This window comes from Seleniivibrio sp. (assembly GCF_021209385.1).
In the GTDB taxonomy this organism is placed as follows: domain Bacteria; phylum Chrysiogenota; class Deferribacteres; order Deferribacterales; family Geovibrionaceae; genus Seleniivibrio.
Genome location: NZ_JAJOIL010000005.1, coordinates 14,530 through 35,381 on the forward strand (window position 1 = coordinate 14,530; position 20,852 = coordinate 35,381).

23 protein-coding genes are annotated in these 20,852 nt (G+C 47.3%); 9 read left to right on the forward strand and 14 right to left on the reverse strand.

Features of this window, described 5'->3' with window-relative positions; translation table 11 throughout:
* From nuoK to LRY47_RS01470, 12 genes are all read right to left on the reverse strand, one after another.
* A complete protein-coding gene (gene nuoK, locus LRY47_RS01415; protein WP_295221783.1) occupies nt 1-303 on the reverse strand; it encodes an NADH-quinone oxidoreductase subunit NuoK in 303 nt (100 codons plus the stop codon).
* Between the two features lie 11 nt (nt 304-314).
* Entirely contained in the window at nt 315-827 is a 513-nt protein-coding gene (locus LRY47_RS01420; protein ID WP_295221785.1) for an NADH-quinone oxidoreductase subunit J, read from the reverse strand.
* Nucleotides 824-1,318 carry an NADH-quinone oxidoreductase subunit I gene (locus LRY47_RS01425; protein WP_295221787.1) on the reverse strand — a complete coding sequence of 165 codons (495 nt, stop codon included), beginning with the start codon at nt 1,316-1,318 and terminating at the stop codon, nt 824-826. The genes LRY47_RS01420 and LRY47_RS01425 overlap by 4 nt, the downstream gene beginning before the upstream one ends.
* 9 nt (nt 1,319-1,327) lie before the next feature.
* Nucleotides 1,328-2,287 (reverse strand): NADH-quinone oxidoreductase subunit NuoH, encoded by a 960-nt coding sequence (nuoH, locus tag LRY47_RS01430; protein WP_295221789.1) that lies wholly within the window; start codon nt 2,285-2,287, stop codon nt 1,328-1,330.
* Between the two features lie 26 nt (nt 2,288-2,313).
* A complete protein-coding gene (locus LRY47_RS01435) occupies nt 2,314-4,575 on the reverse strand; it encodes a molybdopterin-dependent oxidoreductase (protein ID WP_295221791.1) in 2,262 nt (753 codons plus the stop codon).
* Between the two features lie 19 nt (nt 4,576-4,594).
* Nucleotides 4,595-6,382 (reverse strand): NADH-quinone oxidoreductase subunit NuoF, encoded by a 1,788-nt coding sequence (gene nuoF / locus LRY47_RS01440; RefSeq protein ID WP_295221793.1) that lies wholly within the window; start codon nt 6,380-6,382, stop codon nt 4,595-4,597.
* A 3-nt stretch (nt 6,383-6,385) separates the two neighbouring features.
* On the reverse strand, nt 6,386-6,892 hold the full coding sequence (gene nuoE / locus LRY47_RS01445) for an NADH-quinone oxidoreductase subunit NuoE (RefSeq protein ID WP_295221796.1): 507 nt from the start codon (nt 6,890-6,892) through the stop codon (nt 6,386-6,388).
* Between the two features lie 11 nt (nt 6,893-6,903).
* On the reverse strand, nt 6,904-8,088 hold the full coding sequence (nuoD, locus tag LRY47_RS01450) for an NADH dehydrogenase (quinone) subunit D (RefSeq protein WP_295221798.1): 1,185 nt from the start codon (nt 8,086-8,088) through the stop codon (nt 6,904-6,906).
* Between the two features lie 8 nt (nt 8,089-8,096).
* Nucleotides 8,097-8,594, reverse strand: a complete 498-nt coding sequence (locus LRY47_RS01455) for an NADH-quinone oxidoreductase subunit C (protein ID WP_295221801.1) — start codon at nt 8,592-8,594, stop codon at nt 8,097-8,099.
* Between the two features lie 9 nt (nt 8,595-8,603).
* Nucleotides 8,604-9,080: an NADH-quinone oxidoreductase subunit B gene (locus tag LRY47_RS01460; protein WP_295221803.1), complete on the reverse strand. Its 477-nt coding sequence runs from the start codon at nt 9,078-9,080 to the stop codon at nt 8,604-8,606.
* Entirely contained in the window at nt 9,071-9,424 is a 354-nt protein-coding gene (gene ndhC, locus LRY47_RS01465) for an NADH-quinone oxidoreductase subunit A (RefSeq protein WP_295221805.1), read from the reverse strand. The genes LRY47_RS01460 and ndhC overlap by 10 nt, the downstream gene beginning before the upstream one ends.
* A 151-nt stretch (nt 9,425-9,575) precedes the next feature.
* Complete coding sequence (locus LRY47_RS01470; RefSeq protein WP_295221807.1) at nt 9,576-10,484, reverse strand: RluA family pseudouridine synthase; 909 nt, start codon at nt 10,482-10,484, stop codon at nt 9,576-9,578.
* Between the two features lie 184 nt (nt 10,485-10,668).
* On the opposite strand from LRY47_RS01470, the gene rpsF reads away from it, so the two are divergent.
* The 9 genes from rpsF (at nt 10,669) to LRY47_RS01515 (ending at nt 17,955) form a co-directional block, all read left to right on the forward strand.
* The gene (gene rpsF / locus LRY47_RS01475) at nt 10,669-11,118 is read left to right on the forward strand and encodes a 30S ribosomal protein S6 (protein ID WP_295221809.1); all 450 of its coding nucleotides are present in this window, start codon (nt 10,669-10,671) and stop codon (nt 11,116-11,118) included.
* A 17-nt stretch (nt 11,119-11,135) separates the two neighbouring features.
* Nucleotides 11,136-11,531, forward strand: coding sequence for a single-stranded DNA-binding protein (gene ssb / locus LRY47_RS01480; RefSeq protein ID WP_295221811.1), 396 nt, complete (start codon nt 11,136-11,138; stop codon nt 11,529-11,531).
* Nucleotides 11,532-11,543: 12 nt separating this feature from the next.
* Nucleotides 11,544-11,774: a 30S ribosomal protein S18 gene (gene rpsR / locus LRY47_RS01485; RefSeq protein ID WP_295221814.1), complete on the forward strand. Its 231-nt coding sequence runs from the start codon at nt 11,544-11,546 to the stop codon at nt 11,772-11,774.
* 37 nt (nt 11,775-11,811) lie between these two features.
* On the forward strand, nt 11,812-12,720 hold the full coding sequence (locus tag LRY47_RS01490) for a DUF2232 domain-containing protein (RefSeq protein WP_295221816.1): 909 nt from the start codon (nt 11,812-11,814) through the stop codon (nt 12,718-12,720).
* Nucleotides 12,721-12,725: 5 nt separating this feature from the next.
* Nucleotides 12,726-13,643: a cation diffusion facilitator family transporter gene (locus LRY47_RS01495; protein WP_295221928.1), complete on the forward strand. Its 918-nt coding sequence runs from the start codon at nt 12,726-12,728 to the stop codon at nt 13,641-13,643.
* Entirely contained in the window at nt 13,644-14,873 is a 1,230-nt protein-coding gene (locus tag LRY47_RS01500; protein WP_366043025.1) for an LL-diaminopimelate aminotransferase, read from the forward strand.
* A 51-nt stretch (nt 14,874-14,924) separates the two neighbouring features.
* Entirely contained in the window at nt 14,925-16,493 is a 1,569-nt protein-coding gene (locus LRY47_RS01505; protein ID WP_295221820.1) for a 5'-nucleotidase C-terminal domain-containing protein, read from the forward strand.
* Nucleotides 16,494-16,578: 85 nt separating this feature from the next.
* Nucleotides 16,579-17,097, forward strand: a complete 519-nt coding sequence (locus LRY47_RS01510; protein ID WP_295221822.1) for a YbhB/YbcL family Raf kinase inhibitor-like protein — start codon at nt 16,579-16,581, stop codon at nt 17,095-17,097.
* Nucleotides 17,098-17,151: 54 nt separating this feature from the next.
* A complete protein-coding gene (locus tag LRY47_RS01515; RefSeq protein ID WP_295221824.1) occupies nt 17,152-17,955 on the forward strand; it encodes a helix-turn-helix transcriptional regulator in 804 nt (267 codons plus the stop codon).
* Here LRY47_RS01515 and LRY47_RS01520 read toward each other — a convergent pair.
* Nucleotides 17,935-19,281, reverse strand: a complete 1,347-nt coding sequence (locus LRY47_RS01520; protein WP_295221826.1) for a coproporphyrinogen III oxidase family protein — start codon at nt 19,279-19,281, stop codon at nt 17,935-17,937. The genes LRY47_RS01515 and LRY47_RS01520 overlap by 21 nt on opposite strands.
* Before the next feature lie 172 nt (nt 19,282-19,453).
* Complete coding sequence (gene dnaA / locus LRY47_RS01525; protein ID WP_295221829.1) at nt 19,454-20,788, reverse strand: chromosomal replication initiator protein DnaA; 1,335 nt, start codon at nt 20,786-20,788, stop codon at nt 19,454-19,456.
* Between the last annotated feature and the right edge of the window lie 64 nt (nt 20,789-20,852).

The window sequence follows — 20,852 nt, forward strand, 5'->3', positions numbered from 1 at the left end:
CTATCCTCTCATAGTATTGATTTCATCAGCGTTGATGGTCTGTTTGTTTCTGAACAGTGAAATGAACAGAGCCAGACCGACAGCGGCTTCCGCAGCGGCAACAGCCATGACGAAGACGATGAAAATCTGTCCTGTCATCTGCTGAAGATAGCTTGAAAAGGCTGCGAGGTTGATGTTAACCGCGTTAAGCATAAGCTCCAGCGACATAAACATAACGATGAGGTTTCTGCGTATCAGAACACCTGCAACGCCGATGCTGAAGATTATTGCGCTAAGGACAAGATAATGTGCCAAAGTCAGCATCCTTAACCCCCTTAATCCTTTTTCGCTATTACTATCGCGCCGATCATAGCTACCAGCAGCAGAACTGAGGCAACCTCGAAAGGTACGATATATTGTGTGAACATTACCGCTCCGAAGGCTTTCACGTTTGAGAGACCTTCAGGAAGGTTAATTCCTGTCATCTGAGCCGATTTGATAACGCCTGTTCCCATGAGAGTCATGACTATCTGAAGGAAAAGCACCAGCGCAACAACCGCGCCGAGGATAACCTTCGCAGGCAGCTTAATGAATCCTGTGGATTTCGGATTAAGCAGCATCACGACAAACATGTAAAGAACGAGGATCGCTCCCGCGTATACCATAACCTGAATGGCGGCGATGTATTCAGCATCGAGCTGAATGAAGATGCCCGCCACGGCAAAGAAAGTCAGAAGCATCCAAAGTGCGGAGTGGACAGGGTTCTCTCTGGTCACCATGAAAAGTGAGGCGACCACGGCAGTGATGCCCAGCACCCAAAATCCTACATTCATGAAGATTTCGTTCATTGCTGCACTCCTTCCACAAGTTTCTTTTGAAGATGCTTGTTTTTCCAGTTGCCTTCCACGTTATCTTTGTAGTTCTGGGAGAGCGTTTTCATGTTGATCACATAGCCGCTTCTGTCGGAAGCAACTGTGTTCCACTCCCAGCCCATGTGGATGGCGTCGACGGGGCAGACCTCTTCGCAGTATCCGCAGTAGATACATCTGGAAAGATCAAGCTCATACTTTCTTATAAGCCTTTCGCCGTTGGGACCGCAGTCTGTTTCGATGTGTATGCACTCGGAAGGGCACACTTTCTGGCACAGATAGCAGCCGACGCATTTTGTGCGTCCGTCGGCATGGGTCTTAATGTACTGTATGCCTCTGAAACGATCCTGAATGGGGGTCGCCTCAAAAGGATATCTGTATGTCACGGGTTTCTTGAACATATGGCTCAGAGTGATTCCGAGACCCTGCAAAATCTCCGTGAAAAAGATTGTTTCAAATACGTTCTTCATGATTCACCCCTAATTCCTGATCGCATAAACAACGATGCTGGTGATCAGCAGGTTGGCGAGTGCGATCGGGATGAGTACTTTCCAGCCGAGATTCATGAGCTGGTCGAATCTTAATCTGGGGAGAGTAGCTCTCAGCCACAGGAAGAAGAACATGAATGCCAGCATCTTGATCAGGAACCATACCAGCGGGGGAAGAAGCGGACCGGTGTAGCCTCCGAGGAACAGAATTGCACACATGCAGGATACAACGTACATGTTTGCATATTCGCCAAGGAAGAACATTGCGAATCTCATACCTGAGTATTCAACGTGGAAACCGGCAACCAGTTCTGTTTCCGCCTCCGGAAGGTCAAAGGGCGCTCTGTTGGTTTCAGCAACCGCAGAAATAGAGTAGATGACAAAAGCCACGAACTGCGGAATGAAGAACCAAAGTCCTCTTTGCGCCTCTGTGATCTCTTTAAGGTTCAATGAACCTGCCAGAAGAACAGGACCGAGTATTGACAGACCCATTGCTGTTTCATAGCTGATTATCTGCGCGGATGAACGCAGAGAACCGAGGGTTGCATACTTGGAGTTGGATGCCCAGCCGGACATAATGATACCGTATACGCCGACAGATGACAGTGCCAAAATATAAAGCACTCCCACGTTAATGTCTGCAACGACAATGTTAGGCGCAAAAGGTATAACCGCAAAGGCTGCGATACCGGGAACCATGCCGAGAAAAGGTGCAACATAAAAGACAGGTTTGTCAACCATATCCGGTGTCATATCCTCTTTCGACATCAGTTTCAGACCGTCAGCCAGGGGTTGCAGAAGTCCCATGGGACCTGTGTGCACGGGACCGAGCCTCACCTGCATGTGACCGATAACCTTACGTTCGGCATAGGTCATGTAGGCAACGCCGGTAAGCACGCATACAACGATAATCAGTATCTTGATTAGTGTAAAAACAATCGCGAGTACCATTCCCTACCTCTTATCTATAACTTTCATTACTTTACAATATCAGCCCTGAGGCTCTTTCCGTTACAGAAGATGCCGGCTGTTGCAACAAAGTCCTCCGGCAGAGCTATGCAGCCTTTGGATACTTTCTTTTCTATTTCGACAAGAAACTCACCTTCAAAGCCTTCGCCTTTGACCTTGACTCTGTCCTTGGCGGAGATGCCGAGTTCTTTGGCGTCTTCGACGCTGAGCTCAAGCATAGGCTCGCCGTAAACCTTGGCAAGATCGGGTGACCATCTTGTGAAAGAGCCTGAGTGGAGTCTGAGGCTGGCGGGATAAAGGAAGAATCTGCCTTTACCTTTCGCCTTGCCGTCTGTTGCAGCGACTTCACCCGCAAAGACATAAGGGTAGGAAACCACGCCGCCGTCCCAGTTTATGCCTGAGTAAAGCGGAACTTCCTTCTCTATCATGCCTCTTACGGCACTCACTTCGGCGGGAAGCTTTATTCCAAGTCCTTTTGCTATTGCGGAAACGACACAGGCATCAGTATTAACACCTTTATCAACCGCTTTTGCTATGGACTGGACATGTCCCTCAAGGTTTGTGAATGAACCGCTCTTCTCTGCGAAAGTGCTTACGGGAATGTAAACATTCGCCATTGCAGCCGTTTCGCTCATGAAGGGGTCTGTCACCAGCAGAAGCTCAAGCCCTGCCGCCTTGGAAGCCGATTTTGTCCAAACGGATCTCGCAGACAGGTTTTCACCCAGAACCACTACAGCCTTGAATTTGCCGGACTCAAGTCCCTGTGCAAATTCTGTGGGGCATTTGGCTCCGAATCCCATGTCAACGATACCCACTGAGTTGTTTTTAGCTTTCGCGGGAACAACTTTAACTTTCGCACAGGCTTTTTTGATATCCTGAGCGAGTTTAACGTCCGCTTTGTTATAGGGATCAAATATAACCACGGGTCTTTCGGCGTTTGTAAGTTTAGCCGCCCATTCGGAATATTCGTTGGAAGCGCCCGCAACCGCAGCCGCGTAGCTTTCCATAGCCGCTCTCACCTCGTCGGGTGTGCCTGTGACGAATTTCTTCGACACTCTTCTGAGCGCTGTATATCCGGGGTAGAACACTGCAAGGGGAGCTGTGCCTGTTCTTGCGGCGTGTCTCACTGCCAGACCGAGTATGGGGTTTGATTCTGTTACGTCTATGTTAAGAACTGTGACGCAGTCGCTGTTCTCAACTTCTTCCAGTGTCGCTTCGGGGTTGACTTCGTTTGTCTCGGTTGAGAACAGGTTTGAAGTTCCCAGAACGTCTTTAGCAAGTTTGCCTGCAAGGAAAGCCTCTTCATTGGTCAGTCTGGGGGAGACGACAACAGCGATGGCGTCGGCGCCGGCTGTGTCTTTAACCTTTTTGAGTTTTTCCACTGCAACATCAACCGCTTCGTTAAATGATACCTTTTTGGATTCTCCGCCCGCTTTAACAACCGCCTCAGATTCACGTTTGATGCTGTTGATAAACTCGAAACCGAAGCGTCCTTTTGCACACATATATCCGTGGTTGATGCCCTCTTCGGGGCTTTCTTTCATACGGAAGACCTCGTTGCCTTCATAATCTATATCCACGGTACATCCGCAAGAGCAGAGTCCGCATACGGATTTGACACGGTCGAGGTTCCAAGGTCTGTTTTTGAACAGATATATCCTGTTGTTCAGTGAACCCACGGGGCATACGCTGATGCACTGTCCGCAGTATTCACAGTTCCAGGGCTGTTCAAAAGAAGTTCCTATTATTGTATCAGTGCCTCTGTTAAGGAAGCTTATTGCCTGAATGTTCACCACTTCGTCGCAGACACGAACGCAGCGTCCGCAGAGAACGCATCTGTCGATATCCCTTTCGATGAAAGGGTTTGTATGGTCAACGGGGGTGTCGTTGGGTTTCGCATCAAAACGAACCTTAGTGACGCCCACTTCATATGTAAGATCCTGCAGAGTACACTCGCCGCCCTTATCGCAAACCGGGCAATCCAGAGGGTGATTTATAAGAAGCAGCTCGATGGCTGTCTTGCGCACTCTGGAGAGCTTTTCCGAACGGGTGACTATCTCCATCTTGTCAGTTACGGGTGTTGTACAGGCTGCCTGAAGCTTGGGGTTTCCCACCTGCTCAACAAGACAAACCCTGCATGCACCGAAAGGATTAAGACGGGAGTCATGGCAAAGTGTCGGGATGGAGACACCCGCCTCCTTAGCGGCGTCGAGGATGAGCGTGTTGGGAGCTACCTGTACCTCTTTTCCGTCAATTTTTACAGTAACCATACTGAGTCTCTCCTCTGCCTTAATCTATTGCATTGAAAGGACAGTTAACTATACATTCGCGACATTTCACGCATTTGGATTTGTCAATGTATGCGACTGTTCCTTTTTCCCATGTGATAGCATCAACGGGACATGCTTTTTTGCAGATACCGCATTTTTTGCATCTGTCGTCAACAACAACGAACTCGATAAGTTCCGCACACTCCCTTGCGGGGCATTTTTTGTCTCTGATGTGCGCCTCATACTCGTGTCTGAAATATTTCACAGTCGTAAGTACGGGGTTTGGTGCTGTCTGACCCAGACCGCAGAGTGACGCAGTCTTGATGTCGTTACCTACTTCCAGAAGAAGATCAATATCCTCTTCCCTTCCCTGACCTGTGATGATCCTTGTAAGGATATCAAGCATGGTCTTTGTTCCGATACGGCAGGGGATACATTTGCCGCATGATTCTCTCTGGGTGAATGTAAGGAAGAAATGAGCCACGTTAACCATGCAGTTCGTTTCATCCATAACAACAACACCGCCGGAACCCATCATCGCACCTGCTGCGATGAGCGAATCGTAGTCTATGGGTGTTTCAAGGTGGTCAGGTGTAAGACAGCCGCCAGAGGGACCGCCAAGCTGAACAGCCTTGAATTTTCTCTTTTTCGGGATACCGCCGCCGACATCAAAAATGAGTTCGCGCACGGTGATACCCATAGGAACCTCAACAAGTCCGGTTGACTTAACCTTGCCTGAAAGGGCGAAGATCTTAGTACCTTTTGACTTTTCAGTACCTATGTTTGCATACCATTCGGATCCGTTAAGCAGGATGCCGGGGAGGTTTGCAAAGGTCTCAACGTTGTTAACGTTTGAAGGTTTCTGCCAGAGACCCTTAACAGCGGGGAACGGAGGTCTGGGACGGGGCATGCCTCTTTCGCCTTCAATTGAGGCGATGAGAGCTGTTTCCTCGCCGCAAACAAACGCGCCGGCTCCTTCTTTCAGCTTCAGTTTGAAGTGGAAGTCGGTACCGAACACCTTGTCGCCAAGTATTCCTGCTGCTTCAGCATCTTTAATGGCTTTGATAACCCTTACGATGGCAAGCGGATACTCCGCACGGCAATAGATGTAACCTTCGTCGCATCCGATTGCATAACCTGCGATAAGCATACCCTCGATGACCGCGTGGGGGTTACCTTCGATTATGGAACGGTCCATGAACGCGCCTGGGTCACCTTCATCCGCGTTGCAGATAAGGTATTTGTGGTCGCCGGGGCTGTTTCGGCAGAACGTCCATTTAAGACCTGTGGGGAAACCGCCGCCCCCCCTGCCTCTGAGGCCTGACTTCTTGACTTCGTCAATAACCTGCTCAGGGGTCATGGTGAGCGCTTTTTTAATCGCTTCGTATCCGCCGAGTTTAATGTAGTCTTCAAGACTTTCGGGGTCTACACGTCCGCAATCGGCAAGAACGTAGCGTTTCTGTTTATCATAGAATTGAAAATAGTCGGCCTTTGCCGCCCACTTCTCAACAACATTACCGCCGACAATGTGTTCCTCAACTATTGTGGGAACCATTTCAGCCGAAACGTGTTCGTAAGTGACCGGTTCTTTGCCCGGGATATAAACGTCTATAAGTACATCACGGGCGCAGAGTCCTCTGCATCCTGTCTGTTTTGCGGCACAGTTGCGTTCTTTTGATTCCGCGTTTTTAAGACCTCTTTTGGCAAACTCCTGTTCCAGAGCCTCCATGACCTCATGTCCGCCGGAAGCAACACCAGCCGTACCCATACAGACGTGTACTTCAACGTGATCTGTTGTATAACTCATATCCTACCCCTGAAGTTCTGCATAATCCCTGAAGATCTTTCTTGCTTCTTCAGGTTTCAGGTTGCCGTATGTTTTATTGTTGATCATGATAACGGGAGCCATTCCGCATGCGCCGATACATGAAACTTCCTCAAGGGTAAACTTGAGGTCTGCGCTTGTCTCACCGTTTTTTATCCCGAATTCCTCACACACAACTTCGGAGATACGACCCGAACCCTGCACGTGGCAGGCTGTTCCTCTGCATACCCTGATGACATACTTGCCTCTGGGTTTAGTGTAAAACTGTGCATAGAAGGTAATAACGCCATAAATCTGGTGTGCTGACATATTCAGGTTGTCGGCAATCCTTTCAACAATTTCGCTGAAGAGATATCCGTATGCTTCCTGAACCTGCTGAAGAACCGGAATGGTTGCGCCTTTCCAGTCTTTGTACTTTTCGCAGATCTCGTCGCAAGCGGTAAAATCTATCTCTTTGCCTGCTGATTCTGTCTCTTTTACTTCTGTCGCCATTATGTCACCCCTTACCTGTCGATTTCGCCGAGTACCACGTCGTTGGTACCGACTATCGCAACAAGGTCAGCCAGCATGTGTCCTTTGGCCATCTTGTTCAGTGCGCCGAGGTTGACATAGGAGGGGGCTCTTATCTTCATTCTGTAAGGTCTTTCCTCTCCTTCGGAAACAAGATAGAAACCGAGTTCGCCTTTGGGCGCCTCGATACCTTGATATGTTTCGCCTTTAGGAGCCTTGAAACCTTTGGAAACGATGTAGAATCTTCTGATAAGTGCTTCCATGCGCTCGTAAACGTCTTCGTGTTTGGGCAGAGCAACTCTGGGGTCGTCAGTCATGACTTCGCCGGTTGCGGGGATCTGCTCAAGAGCCTGCTGAAGAATTTTGTTGGATTCACGAAGCTCTTTCATTCTGACCTTGTAACGTGCGTATGTATCGCCTTCCTGCTGTACGGGAATTTCCCATTTGAATCTGTCGTATATACCATAGGGTTCGTCGCGGCGAAGGTCGAAGTCAACACCTGAGCCTCTCATAAGGGGACCTGACGTACCGTAAGCCTGAGTATCGTCAGCGGAAAGATGTCCGATGCCGATTGTTCTCATTTTCCAGATCCTGTTGTTTGTCAGCAGGTTTTCGTATGTATCAACGTTAGCGTCGAATCTCTCCACGAAGGATTTAAGCCTTACGAAGAAATCTTCGGGCATGTCCGCGCGTACGCCGCCGATACGGATCCATGAGCTGGTCATACGCTGACCTGTACCCACTTCAAACATATCAAGTATCTCCTCGCGCTCACGGAAAGCGTAAAGGAAAACAGTCATCGCGCCTATGTCAAGGGCGTGTGTCGCAACCCACACAAGGTGAGAAGCAATTCTTGCCATCTCTGCGAGTATAACGCGGAGATATTCAGCCCTTTCGGGGATATTAACGTCAAAGAACTTCTCTACTGCAAGGCAGTAGGCAAGGTTATTAGAAAGAGGTGAAAGGTAGTCAAGTCTGTCTGTGAGCGGAATAACCTGGTGGTATGTTCTGTTTTCGGCAAGTTTTTCAGTGCCTCTGTGGAGGAAGCCCACATCGGGTTCCACGTTGACAATGGTCTCGCCGTCGATGTCTACCACAAGTCTCAGAACCCCGTGTGTAGAGGGGTGCTGGGGTCCCATGTTGACGGTAATTACTTCTGAAATGTTATTATTAATCATATCAGTTCCTACCTTGAAAACTTAAGACCGAGACCTTGCTCATCAGCATTGTTGAACCATGATCTCTCTTTAAGCGGGAAGTCTTTTCTTAAGGGGTGACCCTCGAAGAATTCGGGAAGCAGGACTCTTTTAAGATCGGGGTGACCTTCAAAGACTATGCCCATAAGGTCATACTGTTCCCTTTCCATAAGGTTTGCACCCGGCCAGATATCTGTAATAGTGGGGAACTTATTGTCCTCACCGGACAGTTTGACAAAAACGCGCATCTTGTTCTCAATAGAGAACAGGTTGATTGTGATCTCAAACTTTTCACGTTTTTTGGGCCAGTGTACGGCAACAACGTCCACTATGTACTTGAAGGATGCTTCGTCTCTTAAAGCAGTTAAAACCGCTTTATAGGCGGCAACGTCCTTCACTCTTATGAAGTTGCACTTAAACTCCGTATAGCTGTTGAGCTTTTCGGGGAAAAGCGCTTCCAGTTTGGCTGCAAGCTGTTCAAATGTCATCCTTTCCTCCTACTTTCTCACGACTTTTTCAGTCATGATTTTCTTTTGCAGAGCAGTAATGGCATCGAAAAATGCTTCGGGTCTGGGAGGGCAGCCGGGAACATAGAAATCAACCGGAATAACCTCATCAACACCCTGTACTGTAGAATAGGTGTTATAGATTCCGCCGCTTGTTGCGCAGCTTCCGATTGCTATGACCCATTTGGGCTCAGGCATCTGCAGGTAGACCTTTCTGACGACAGGCGCCATTTTTCTGGTAACAGTTCCGGCAACCAGCATCAGGTCAGACTGACGCGGTGTCGCACGGAAAATGATACCCATTCTGTCAAGGTCGTATTTGGCAGCGCCGCAGGCCATCATTTCGATCGCGCAGCAGGCGAGACCGAACGTAACAGGCCAGATAGAGCCTTTTCTGCAGTAGTTGATCACACTGTCAACTGTCGTCGTGAGAACGTTGTCAGGTAATTTTCTGTCAATTAAGCCCATTCTAACGCTCCTTTCTGCCATGCGTAAAAGTAACCGAACACAAGGATTACGATGAACAGAATCATCTCGATGAGACCGAAAAGCCCGATCATGTCGAAGCTGACGGCCCAGGGGTACAGAAACACTGTCTCCACATCAAAAATAACAAACAGCATAGCGATTATGTAGAACCTGAGGTTCAGACGCTTTCTGTTTTCATCCAGCGAGGGCATTCCGCACTCATATACGCTGAATTTGACCTTTTCATATTTCGCGGGACGGACAATGGCTCCTACGAACATAATTATTATGCCGAGAGCTCCGGCCACGATAAGGAAAAGCACTATAGGCAAATATCCACTCATACCTCACCTCTGTATTTTGTATACAGTATGCAGTATCTATCATGAAGCAGTAAAGGTGTCAACAAGAAACATCGTTTTAGGACTAAAAGAATCCCCGTATTGGAAGGGGGTTTGCGCGCCTGAGCCATTGTAGCGGGAGTTCAGAATAATACTATAATTTAAGTCTTTTTACAAGCTCTTCAATATCTGTGGGAAGCGGCGATAGAAAAGACTTTTGAGTGTTATCGAAAGGATCTATAAAGGACAGATGCCACGAATGCAAAGCCTGTCTTTTGATGGGCATCGCAGCGGAAATCTTGTTTCCGTATACGCTATCACCAGCCAGCGGAAAGCCCATATGAGACATGTGCACCCGTATCTGATGGGTTCTTCCGGTGTATATTTTTACCTCTGCAAGGAATGCCCCTTTTAATAATTTTAGAACAGTGATTTCACTTTTAGCGTATTTGCCGTTTTCGTCCACAGCCATCTTTTTACGGTCTTTTTTGCTCCTTGCGATGGGAAATTCGGCTGTAAATTTCTCTGTTTTCGGATTGCCCGCACAAACGGCAAGGTATTTTTTATCCACTGTTCTATCCGCAAACATCTTTGACAGTTTCTCCCGCGCATTTCTGTTCTTCGCCACGAGAAGAAGCCCTGAGGTGTCTTTGTCCAGACGATGCACAATGCCGGGTCTGACATCATTATCGTCTTGTATATCAAACATATAAAGCAGTCCGTTAACCAGTGTGTCAGCATCTGTGCCGTGAGCTGGATGCACTGTCACACCTGCCGGCTTGTCGATGACTGCGTAATTATCACATTCATATACAACTGTCAGATTCATCTCCACCGGTGTCATATCCGGCATTTTTTCCGGCGGTATAACAACTATTATATTATCACCAACCCTGACCTTATATTTCTTTTCGCGCACGGCGCCATTCACCGTAACGCTCCCCTGTTCTATGAGCTTTTCAGCATGGGAGCGTGAAATTTCCGAATTTGCTGATATGTATGCATCCAGTCTCACGGAGCTTTCAGACGCGGTCATTGTGATTATTTGGCTATTTTCTGTCATTTTCTCTCATCTTCAAAGATTGCTTCGTCAGTACTTTCCTCGCAAAGACGTCTCTGCGAGCCGCAGGTGAAGCAGTCTGACTATAAATTTTCTTGACTTATATTACCCGAACGGATATAAGTTTCAACCACCTTTGTTGCGCATAGTATAAGTGCGTGACTATTTAATCCACGAAGGAGGACATATGAACACTTACGAAACCGTATTCATCGTCCGCCCCGATCTCCAGCAGGATGAGATCGAAAAAGAGCTTGAGTTCTTCAAAGGGAACATCGAGCAGAACGGCGGAAAGATCATCAAAGTTGAGCCCTGGGGCAGAGTAACAATGGCATACGCCATCGAAAACTATGCAGAAGGCTACTACTTCCTTATCCAGTTTGAAGCAGACATCAACTATCCCGACGAGCTTACAAAACGTTTCCGTTACAACGAGAACGTACTCAGATTCGTCATCGTTGCTATTGATGAGAAAAAATTCAAACTCAACCCCAAAAAAGACACTGGTGCTAAGCGCTATGTGAAAAAACCCGGTGCAAGAAAACCCCGCGAAGGTGAAGAGGGTGAGGAAATCGCTCCAGCTGAAGCTGAAGAGAGCGAAGAAGCAACAACTACAGAAGACTCAGCGGCTGAATAAGCCAGCAGGAGAATACTATGGGTTTCCTTAATAAAGTCATGCTGCTCGGCAATGTTACACGCAACCCCGAAGTTCGGTTCATCCCGGGGCGTGACCTGCCTGTCGCCAAATTCGGACTGGCAGTCACAAGGAAAACAAAAGACAGAGAAGAGACCTGTTTCATCGACATAGTAACTTTCGGCAAAACTGCCGAAATGTGCGGAGAATACGTTACAAAAGGTATGCCGCTGCTTATCGAAGGCAGACTCAACTACAGCACATGGGAAGCCGACGGACAGAAACGTTCCAAGCACGAGGTGGTTGCCGAAAATATCCAATTCGTCTCCAGAAGAGACAAATCGGAATATTCCGGTTCAAGTGCATTTGACGAGCCCGCATCCGGTTCCATGGACGAAGACGATATCCCATTTTAAGGAGGAAAAGAAATGGCTGTTGTAAGACGCAAATTTCAGCGCAGAAAAGTATGCAAATTCTGCACAGAAGCTATAGATATAGACTACAAAGATGTTAAACTGCTTCGTCAGTATGTTACAGAAAGAGGCAAAATAATGCCCCGCAGGCTCACCGGAACATGCGCAAAGCACCAGAGAGCCCTTTCAACCGCTGTTAAGACTGCAAGAGTTATCGCTCTTCTGCCTTTCAGCCTCAACAGATAATAAGGAAAGGGGAGGTCAAAAGCCTCCCCGTTTTTTCATGACAAAAACCATTTTATACCCACTGGCATCAGTTCTTTTTTACGCACTCCTCGCTTACTATCCGCAGTATGCGATAATCGGCGCAGTTTTCAGCCCTCTCCTTCTGCTTGTTTATCTGGGTTCTGAAAAACGGAACAAATATTCCGACCTGATGCTTGGCGCGGCAATAGCCCTTACAGCGGGTATAAGCATCATAACCACAGGTCTTTATGTCATTTCCGTGGCATTCACGGCAGTTTTTATATTTAAATTTCTGCATAAGGGACACAGAGACATATGGTTTCCGGTGACAGTTGTACCGCTTTTGGTTTTCATAGTTATGGCGGCTATAATATACGGTATACCCGATTATCGCAACACCCTTATCAACGTTGCCGAACAGGGTATAAAAAGTTTCATAGAAACAGTTAAGGCATCCAAAGGTCCCATGTCCAACGACCCTTATTTCCTGAACATAGAAAAACAGAGCAGACTGGCAGCCCAGTCCGTCGTACTTATCTTCCCTGCGGTAAACTATATTCTGACCGCATTCTGCACCCACATAGCTTTCAGCCTTTACACCAAGCTTAAGCGCATAGAGATAAACAGATTCAGACTGCCCGACAACCTTGTATGGATTCTAATCCTCGGTTTCGCGCTCGTCTTTGTCAAACAAACTATGGCAAAACACGCAGGACTGAATATCATACTTATCATGATGACACTGTATGCATTTCAGGGATTCGATATAGTTTCATACTGGATGACAAAATTTAAGTTCATTCCTGTCATCAAAGCGATAATTTTTATCTTTATCTTTTCAGAACCCCCGTTTATAATCTTCATAGCCCTGCTGGGACTGTTCAGTGTATGGTTCAACCTGTACGGCAGGCAGGAGAATGATCGGGAGCAGACGCCATCAGACTGACTAAGCTGAATGCCACCAAAGTATCTATAGGTACTGCGGTTTTCCTTTCTGTTTTCAAGGCGGCGGTGGGGATATGGTCCGGTTCGCTGGCAGTTCTTTCATCCGCTTTTGACTCTTTGCTGGATGTAATATCCTCCACAGTGAACTACTATGCTCTTAAGGTATCAATGACTCCGCCGGACGAGAACCACCAGTACGGTCATGCTAAGTTTGAACCCCTGGCGGCTCAGATACAGTCATTCTTAATACTGTTCTCTGGTATTTATATACTTTACAAGGCTTACGGTAACTTCCATTCCGAGATGCAGATAAAAGCCGTAGGGATCAACATAGCCGTTATGGCTCTGAGCATGGTCATAACCGCGGTTCTGGTGTATTTCCTGAAATATGCCGCTAATAAATTGCGCTCCACAGTGCTTTATGCAGACAGCCTCCACTACCGTACTGATCTTCTCAGCGGTGCAGGGGTTCTTATAGCGCTGATTATAATAAAATTTACCGGTCTGCACATAATAGACGCTATTGTAAGTGCCGTAATTGCAGTGTATATTATCGTTTCCGCTCTCCGGCTGAACTTTCAGGTGACAAGGGAACTCTTAGATGAGACCCTTCCGGAAGAGGATATGAAGGTTGTTCAGGAGATACTGGACAGGCACAAAATAGAGATAGTCAACGTGCATAAACTGCGCACCAGAAGCGCGGGAAATCAGAAGTTCATAGACATGCATCTTGTGCTCTACCACGGCTTAAGCCTTCAGGACGGAAACGACATCCGTACTGATATTGAAAAGCGCATTAAAAAAGGCATCAAGGGTGCCGACGTTAACATATATATAGAACCCTGCGACCCAGACCACTGCGACACATGCTGTGTGTGCGGCGAACAGGAACAGGATAAAAATACGAACTCAGGGAGTAACTAAATGAGCTTATTCATGGAAAACTTGATTTCCGACAGACTCGGCGGCAAGATGTTCGGCAAAGACACCACCATCTACAAGTTCGAGAAGATCAAACGTGCAAAAAGAGCTGCTGTGAAAGACAACCCGGGCGTTGAACTCATCGACATGGGCGTAGGCGAACCTGACGCTATGGCACATGATGAGGTCGTCAAAGTTCTTCAGCTTGAGGCTACAAAAAAAGAGAACAGATTCTATTCAGATAACGGCATTGACGAATTCAAACATGCAGCCGCAAACTATATGAAAAAACGTTTCGGAGTGGAGCTTGACCCCAACACACAGGTAAACCACTGTATCGGGTCAAAACCGGCTCTGGCACTGCTCCCCATCGCTCTTATCAACCAAGGCGACGTTGCACTCATGACAGTCCCCGGCTACCCTGTTTCCGGAACAACTACAAAATATCTCGGCGGCGAAGTTTATAACCTCCCCCTGCTTCATGAAAACAACTTCCTCCCCGTGCTTGAAAATATACCTGCAGATATCCTGAAAAGAGCAAAATTCCTGTACATGAACTACCCCAACAACCCAACAGGAGCTGTTGCAACTAAGGAATTCTATGAAAAAGTAGTTAAATTCGCGAAAGAAAACGATCTTGCGGTTATCTCCGACGCAGCATACATCGAGCTTTCATACGGCGAAGAACCGTTATCGTTTCTCAGCATAGAAGGTGCGATGGAAGTAGGCATAGAAATACACTCACTCTCTAAATCATATAACATGACTGGCTGGCGTCTCGGTTTCGTATGTGGTAACGAACATCTCGTTAAAGCATTCGCAACCGTTAAGGACAACAACGACTCAGGACAGTTCATACCGATTCAGAAAGCAGGATGCTACTGCCTTGAAAACCCGAAACTCATCGAGCATACAAAGGCTAAATACGCAAGAAGACTGAATATGCTGGCGAAAGTTCTCCGCACACACGGCTTCACCGTGAACGAACCCAAGGGAACTTTCTACCTTTACTTCGGCATCCCCAAGGCGACAGTTTCAGGTCGCAAGTTTGAAAGCGCCGAACAGTTCTGTGACTTCCTCATCAGAGAGAAGCTGATCTCATCTGTTCCGTGGGACGACGCGGGCAACTTCCTGCGCTTCTCCGTAACCTTCGACGCTCCCACGGTGGAGGCGGAAGAACGGATAGCCAAGATCATCGACGAACGACTGGCAACAGAAAAATACATATTCTGATAAGAGCCCCGCTAAAAAGCGGGGCTTTTTTTTTTCGTTACAGGGGGAGACATGAACCGACTGCTCACAGTCTTGTTCTTAATTATTTTTACGTTATTTTCGGCTAATGCAGAAAATGTAAAAATAATCCATATAAACGATACACATTCCCATCTGGACAGCACAAAGGTTGACGATGTTTCCACAGGAGGAATGGCGAAAGCGGCTACGGTCATAAAACAGCTTAAAGCCGAAAACCCAGACGCACTCCTTCTGCATGCGGGGGATGCCGTTCAGGGAACAATTTACTATAACATGTTCAAGGGGCGCTCCGACGCTGACGTTCTGAACCCGCTTGGGTTTGATGCTATGGCGATAGGAAACCATGAGTTTGACGACGGCGACGCACAACTCGCCTCTTTCATAGGGATGCTTAACTTTCCGGTTATAAGCGCTAACATCATCCCCGCAAAAGGGAACGTTCTTGACGGCAAATTCAGCCCTTACATAATAAAGAACGGCATCGGCATAATAGGTGTCACTACCGTCAAAAAGACAAAACACTCCTCAAGTCCCAGCGCTGAAATAAATTTTAAAGATGAGGCAAAGAGCGTTCAGAAATATGTGAATGAGCTGAAAGCCCAGGGCATAAACAAAATAATCGTCCTCAGCCACGAAGGATATAAGAACGATATTGAACTCGCCAAAAAGGTCACCGACATAGACATCATAGTAGGCGGCGATTCCCATACGCTTCTGGGTGAATTTAAAGATGCGGCGGGACCATACCCCACTGTTGCAGAAAACAAAAACGGCGACAAGGTTTGCATAGTTCAGGCATGGGAACACGGCAAGGTCGTGGGGTTTCTTATTGCTGATTTTGACGGCGGTAAGATACGCGCATGCGGCGGTAAGCCCTACCTGACAGCAGTTGAGGACGACAAACAGACTGCGGAGATAGTATCAAAATATTCTTCGCAGGTACAAACACTGAAAAATTCCGTTGCAGGCGTTGCAGAAGAGGAAATAATCCACAGACGCACACCCGCAGGTGCAGACCCCTATTCCGGCTCGGAAGTTGTGCCGATAGTCGCACAGTCCTTTTTTGAAGCCAGTAAACGGGCTGATTTCAGCATACAGAATGCCGGCGGTATCCGCATGAGTATCCCGAAAGGTGACATCACAGTGGACGACGTGTATACGATGCTACCCTTTTCCAACACTATCTTTGAAATTGAGCTTTACGGTCGCGAGGTCAAAGAACTGCTGGAAGACCAGATACAGTCTATCATAGACAAAGGTTCTAAAGGAGGCTTTCCTTATTCATACGGTCTGCGTTACTCAATAAACGGGAAAAAACCGTATGGCGAGCGGGTAACAGACATTGAGATTAAAGACAAAAAGACCGGAAAATGGATGGCGGTTCAGGCTGACAAGCTTTATGTAGCTGCTACCAACTCGTTCCTTGCCAAAGGAAAAGACGGATATATGGTCTTTCCGAAGGTCATAAAAGCGCGCAACGCAGGCACCGACACAGGGCTTGGGTATGCCGAAACTTTCATAGAGTTTCTGCAAAGGCACAAAACCATAAAGAAACTGCCGAAAGAGGAATATCCCATAAAAAGTTACATAGCGCCTTAATCTGACCGATTCGGCACAGGTTCTGAACTGCTGTGTACTTTTCACCGCCTCTTTAAGTGATATTATGCATGAAAAGGAGGCTTATATGAGATACATAACCTTTATAATCATCACTCTGCTCGCGGTCTCTGCCTATGGTGCAGATTTCAGTGTGAGTGTCCCCACCGCAAAGAACGGCGTTTTTTCCAACGAACAGGTATTCAACGGATTCGGCTGTTCAGGAGAAAACGTCTCGCCGGAAGTGGTCTGGGAAAACCCGCCTAAAGGTACAAAGAGCTTCGCTCTCACAGTATACGACCCAGATGCGCCCACAGGCTCAGGCTGGTGGCACTGGGTGGTAACGGACATTCCCGCAAACCTGCGCAAAATAGAAAAAGGCAAAACTCCTGTAAGCAGCGTACAGTCAGGTACTGATTTCGGCAGACCAGGATACGGAGGTCCCTGTCCTCCGGAGGGAACAAACCACAGATACATATTTACGGTAACAGCTCTCAAAGTCGAAAAACTCGGAATAGATCCGTCCTCAACTGGTGCCTTGGCAGGATTTATGATAAACATGAACGCCATAGGAAAAGCATCGACAATCGTCAGATACGGAAGATAAATTTTCGGGTGCGGTAAATCCGCACCCGTATTATACTTTCTACTAAGGTGAAACATGAGCAGAGAGATACGTTCCAGAAAGGGCATCGGCGCTGTCGGCACCATCGTTCAGGCATGTGAGGAAACACTTTACAACCTTGCGATTGCTGACCCCTGCGTCATAATGGTGGAGCTTGGCACCAAAAAGATGAAATCAAAGGAAAAGGGTTTTGAGATACGCTCTTCACAGGCACTCGCCATCTGGAATACGGTTTACATAGATGTCACCAACCTCAAGGCAGATGCAGGTTTTTATCAGGCATCGTGGATAGCGTGGGACAGGGAACTCATTTCCGAATACGTCCTTAAGCGCGCTGCAAAAAAGAATGATACCCGAAGAGATGTTATCCATATCCCCAAAACCGATAAAATACTGAAAGAGACATTTACGAGAGCAGCAGAAGGTATATCCGACGAATCCGTACCGGAAGAGATAGCCGCACACAGAATGATTGAACTGCTGATGGTTCTGGATGCAAAAGGAAGCTTCTCACCGCCCGGCGCAGAAGTTCCGCTTTCATGGCGTGTGCGCAAGATGCTGAACAGCGATCCGTCGTATAAATGGCGCATAGCAGATATGACCAGAGAGTTCGGTATGAGCGAGTCCACGCTCCGCCGCAGACTTGCAGAAGAGAACATTAACGTGGCAGAACTCATAACCGACGTGCGGATGTCATATGCGCTGGCACTCTTGCAGTCAACAGATATGACCGTAACCCGTATCGCGTCCGAAGCCGGCTACGACTGTGTTTCGCGCTTTACTGCACGTTTCCGAACCCGTTTCGGGTTTACCCCGTCGTCAGTCCGCGGGCAAAGATGATATATCCATTATGCGTTCGTCGGCTGTGGTAAGCCCGCTGCGCATGCTTTCGCGTATGTAGTCCATGCCGTTATAAAAACATTTCAGCATAACCGACAGAAGAAACCTGCCCTTCGGGGTTATCTCCGCATTATCACCATGACCGTTAACAGCTCCCAGAAGACGCAGTGCGTTATATTCTATGAAAGGTTTATGCGCCGGATTGCCATCCAGCCCGAACATTTCCACCATCATCCTATAACGGTTTATTGCGCTTGTGCCGAATGTCACGCTCTTCGTCGCGGATGTCATACCCTCTGATATCCTGTCTGCGTATGTTTTAAGAGAAAAAGAGTTAGCATAGAGCGTCCCGTCCAGAAAGCTGAATGCACCGGAGCCAAGCCCGACATATTCCTGATGTTCCACAACGTATTCGTCAATGTTCGTACCCGCCTCGTGTGAATAAGCCCAGGAAGTTCTCTGAATATAAGGTGCGCCCATCATCTGTGTAATAAGCCTGTAATGACCAGCCTCGCTCTCATATCCTGCCTTTCCTAAACGTCTGCCGAATTTATGTCCGGCGAAGGGGGCATACATAAGCGGATAAAAAGTAACCTGCTGGGGGTTCAGCTTTAAAACTGTAAAAATATCTTCCCCAAGTTCGTGTGCCGTCTGCTCAGGGAAGTTATACATCATATCTACGTTCACCACCGGAAAAAGCCTGAGAATCTCCTCTACCTTGCGATACTGTTCCTCGCCGCTGCCGAATTTCATTTTGCGTCCGATGCGCTCCAGATATTTGTCGTTAAATGTCTGTATCCCAACTGAAAGTCTGTCCACCCTGCCAACTGTATGCTCCAGATTATCAGGGTCGATATGGTTCGGATCGGTCTCAATAGAAACCTCCTTCACATCGAAAAGCTCTTTTGCAAGGTCTATTGTCTTTGCAAGCTCTCTGGGGATCACGGTTGTTGTTCCGCCGCCAAAGCATACAGAGCTGAATTTATAACCCAGTGCGGCTGTCATACGCATTTCGCGCCGCAGAAAGCGGAAATAGTTCGCCGCTGTCTCCTCGTGGAATTTGAATCTATGAAAAGAACAATAAGGACAAAGTGTTATACAGAAAGGGATATGGATGTAGAGCATATACGATCTGCCCTCTATGGGCTTCGGAAGGGAAACTATATCCGTTTCATCGCTGAAACGCAGGTAATACTTTACCGCCTGCTTCATCACAGCGCGGACAAGCTTTGCCGAATAGTCCCATTCAATGGCACCAGTGTCAGAATCCGGATCAAAATGTGATACAGCCTTGGAAAATGAAGTTTCTCTGGGAAAACCGCTCAAATCAGCACCCTCAATAAAAAATATTTAATCGTTTGTTTTATATTAATCTCGGGTTCAAAATAAATAAAGAAAAAACATTCACAAACAAACAAAAAATTGAAGCCAGCGTGAATATTTAAATATTAATTATAACAGGTTATTTGGAAATTTTCTCAGATAAATAGATTGGATATCAGGAATAGAGCTCACGCTCAATGGTTGTGATTATAAGCTGAACCTCGCGGCTCTCCTTATATTTATCTGCTATGGAATTTACCGCGTGCAGAACTGTTGAGTGATCCCTTCCGCCAAACATGGAACCAACCTCCTGCAATGATAGGTTGAGTTTTTCGCGCAGAAGATACATCGCCACCTGACGGGGCATAGAGATGCTTTTTGTGCGTTTTTTGGACTTCATATCAGCCAGCTTCACATTGAAATAGGATGAAACAGCCTCAATGATATTATCTGATGTGACAATCCTGTCCTTTTTCACGAGGAACTTTTCAAGTGCCTGCGTTGCAAGGTCTATGGTCACTTTGCGCTTATGGAAGCTTGAGAACGCACTCAGACGCACCAGAGCGCCGATAAGTTCTCTGATGTTCTCCGTAACAAGGTTCTCCGCCATGAAGAACGCAACCTCCTGCGGCATGGGAAGCCCCATGAACTCCGCACGTTTGATAAGTATAGCGGTCTTTTCCTCAACACTGGGCGGCTGAATGTCTGCTATAAGTCCCCATGAGAAACGGCTTTTCAGCCTGTCTTCCATCTCAGGAATCTCAGCAGGGGTCTTGTCGCTGGTTATGATTATCTGTTTCTGGTTGTCATACAGAGCATTGAAAGTATTGAAAAACTCTTCCGTACTCCTCTGTTTGCCGGAAAGAAACTGAACGTCATCGAAAAGAATAAGGTCGATATTGCGGTATTTATTCTGAAATTCGTCCATCTTTTTCATACGGATGGCGTTTATCATCTCGTTTGTAAAGGTTTCACTGGTGCAGTAAAGCACCTTCATTTTCGGGAATTTCTCAAGGATACGGTTTCCCACCGCCTGCATCATGTGGGTCTTTCCAAGTCCTACACCACCATAGATAAAAAGCGGGTTATACTGCATGAACTGCCCTTCGGAAACTGCCTGACAGGCGCTGTATGCAAATTCGTTGGAACTTCCCGCAACGAAATTTTCAAAGATATATTCCCTGTTGAGGTTATTTCCGTTCTTCGGCTGGGGTACTACTGTTCCGGAGGGTACACTGTTGCCCTCGGTCTGTGCCGGACGTTTTTCAGCGCCGACAGTAATGGAGACATCCGCCTCAACGGCAAGATTCTCCTTGAATACCTTTTTTATCTGAGGGAGGTATTTGTCTTCTACCCATTTTTTATAAAATTTGTTCGGTGCGGTGAGTGTTATAAGGTCGCCGCGCAGCTCTGCAACAGCCAGCGGTTCAAGCCATACCTTGACTTCCTGCTCGGATATCTCCTTGCGCAGGTATTTAAGCACCTCTTCCCAGATTCCCGTTTCGTCCATACTACCCTGATTACCCTGAAAAAATTGAATGAAAGAGTATTATATCAGAACCCCACAAAAATGT

Excerpts from the sequence above, each read along its gene's own strand:
- nuoK (WP_295221783.1), bottom strand. The coding sequence starts at position 303 with ATGCTGACTTTGGCACATTATCTTGTCCTTAGCGCAATAATCTTCAGC.
- LRY47_RS01420 (WP_295221785.1), bottom strand. The coding sequence starts at position 827 with ATGAACGAAATCTTCATGAATGTAGGATTTTGGGTGCTGGGCATCACT.
- LRY47_RS01425 (WP_295221787.1), bottom strand. The coding sequence starts at position 1,318 with ATGAAGAACGTATTTGAAACAATCTTTTTCACGGAGATTTTGCAGGGT.
- nuoH (WP_295221789.1), bottom strand. The coding sequence starts at position 2,287 with ATGGTACTCGCGATTGTTTTTACACTAATCAAGATACTGATTATCGTT.
- LRY47_RS01435 (WP_295221791.1), bottom strand. The coding sequence starts at position 4,575 with ATGGTTACTGTAAAAATTGACGGAAAAGAGGTACAGGTAGCTCCCAAC.
- nuoF (WP_295221793.1), bottom strand. The coding sequence starts at position 6,382 with ATGAGTTATACAACAGATCACGTTGAAGTACACGTCTGTATGGGTACG.
- nuoE (WP_295221796.1), bottom strand. The coding sequence starts at position 6,892 with ATGGCGACAGAAGTAAAAGAGACAGAATCAGCAGGCAAAGAGATAGAT.
- nuoD (WP_295221798.1), bottom strand. The coding sequence starts at position 8,088 with ATGATTAATAATAACATTTCAGAAGTAATTACCGTCAACATGGGACCC.
- LRY47_RS01455 (WP_295221801.1), bottom strand. The coding sequence starts at position 8,594 with ATGACATTTGAACAGCTTGCAGCCAAACTGGAAGCGCTTTTCCCCGAA.
- LRY47_RS01460 (WP_295221803.1), bottom strand. The coding sequence starts at position 9,080 with ATGGGCTTAATTGACAGAAAATTACCTGACAACGTTCTCACGACGACA.
- ndhC (WP_295221805.1), bottom strand. The coding sequence starts at position 9,424 with ATGAGTGGATATTTGCCTATAGTGCTTTTCCTTATCGTGGCCGGAGCT.
- LRY47_RS01470 (WP_295221807.1), bottom strand. The coding sequence starts at position 10,484 with ATGACAGAAAATAGCCAAATAATCACAATGACCGCGTCTGAAAGCTCC.
- rpsF (WP_295221809.1), top strand. The coding sequence starts at position 10,669 with ATGAACACTTACGAAACCGTATTCATCGTCCGCCCCGATCTCCAGCAG.
- ssb (WP_295221811.1), top strand. The coding sequence starts at position 11,136 with ATGGGTTTCCTTAATAAAGTCATGCTGCTCGGCAATGTTACACGCAAC.
- rpsR (WP_295221814.1), top strand. The coding sequence starts at position 11,544 with ATGGCTGTTGTAAGACGCAAATTTCAGCGCAGAAAAGTATGCAAATTC.
- LRY47_RS01490 (WP_295221816.1), top strand. The coding sequence starts at position 11,812 with ATGACAAAAACCATTTTATACCCACTGGCATCAGTTCTTTTTTACGCA.
- LRY47_RS01500 (WP_366043025.1), top strand. The coding sequence starts at position 13,644 with ATGAGCTTATTCATGGAAAACTTGATTTCCGACAGACTCGGCGGCAAG.
- LRY47_RS01505 (WP_295221820.1), top strand. The coding sequence starts at position 14,925 with ATGAACCGACTGCTCACAGTCTTGTTCTTAATTATTTTTACGTTATTT.
- LRY47_RS01510 (WP_295221822.1), top strand. The coding sequence starts at position 16,579 with ATGAGATACATAACCTTTATAATCATCACTCTGCTCGCGGTCTCTGCC.
- LRY47_RS01515 (WP_295221824.1), top strand. The coding sequence starts at position 17,152 with ATGAGCAGAGAGATACGTTCCAGAAAGGGCATCGGCGCTGTCGGCACC.
- dnaA (WP_295221829.1), bottom strand. The coding sequence starts at position 20,788 with ATGGACGAAACGGGAATCTGGGAAGAGGTGCTTAAATACCTGCGCAAG.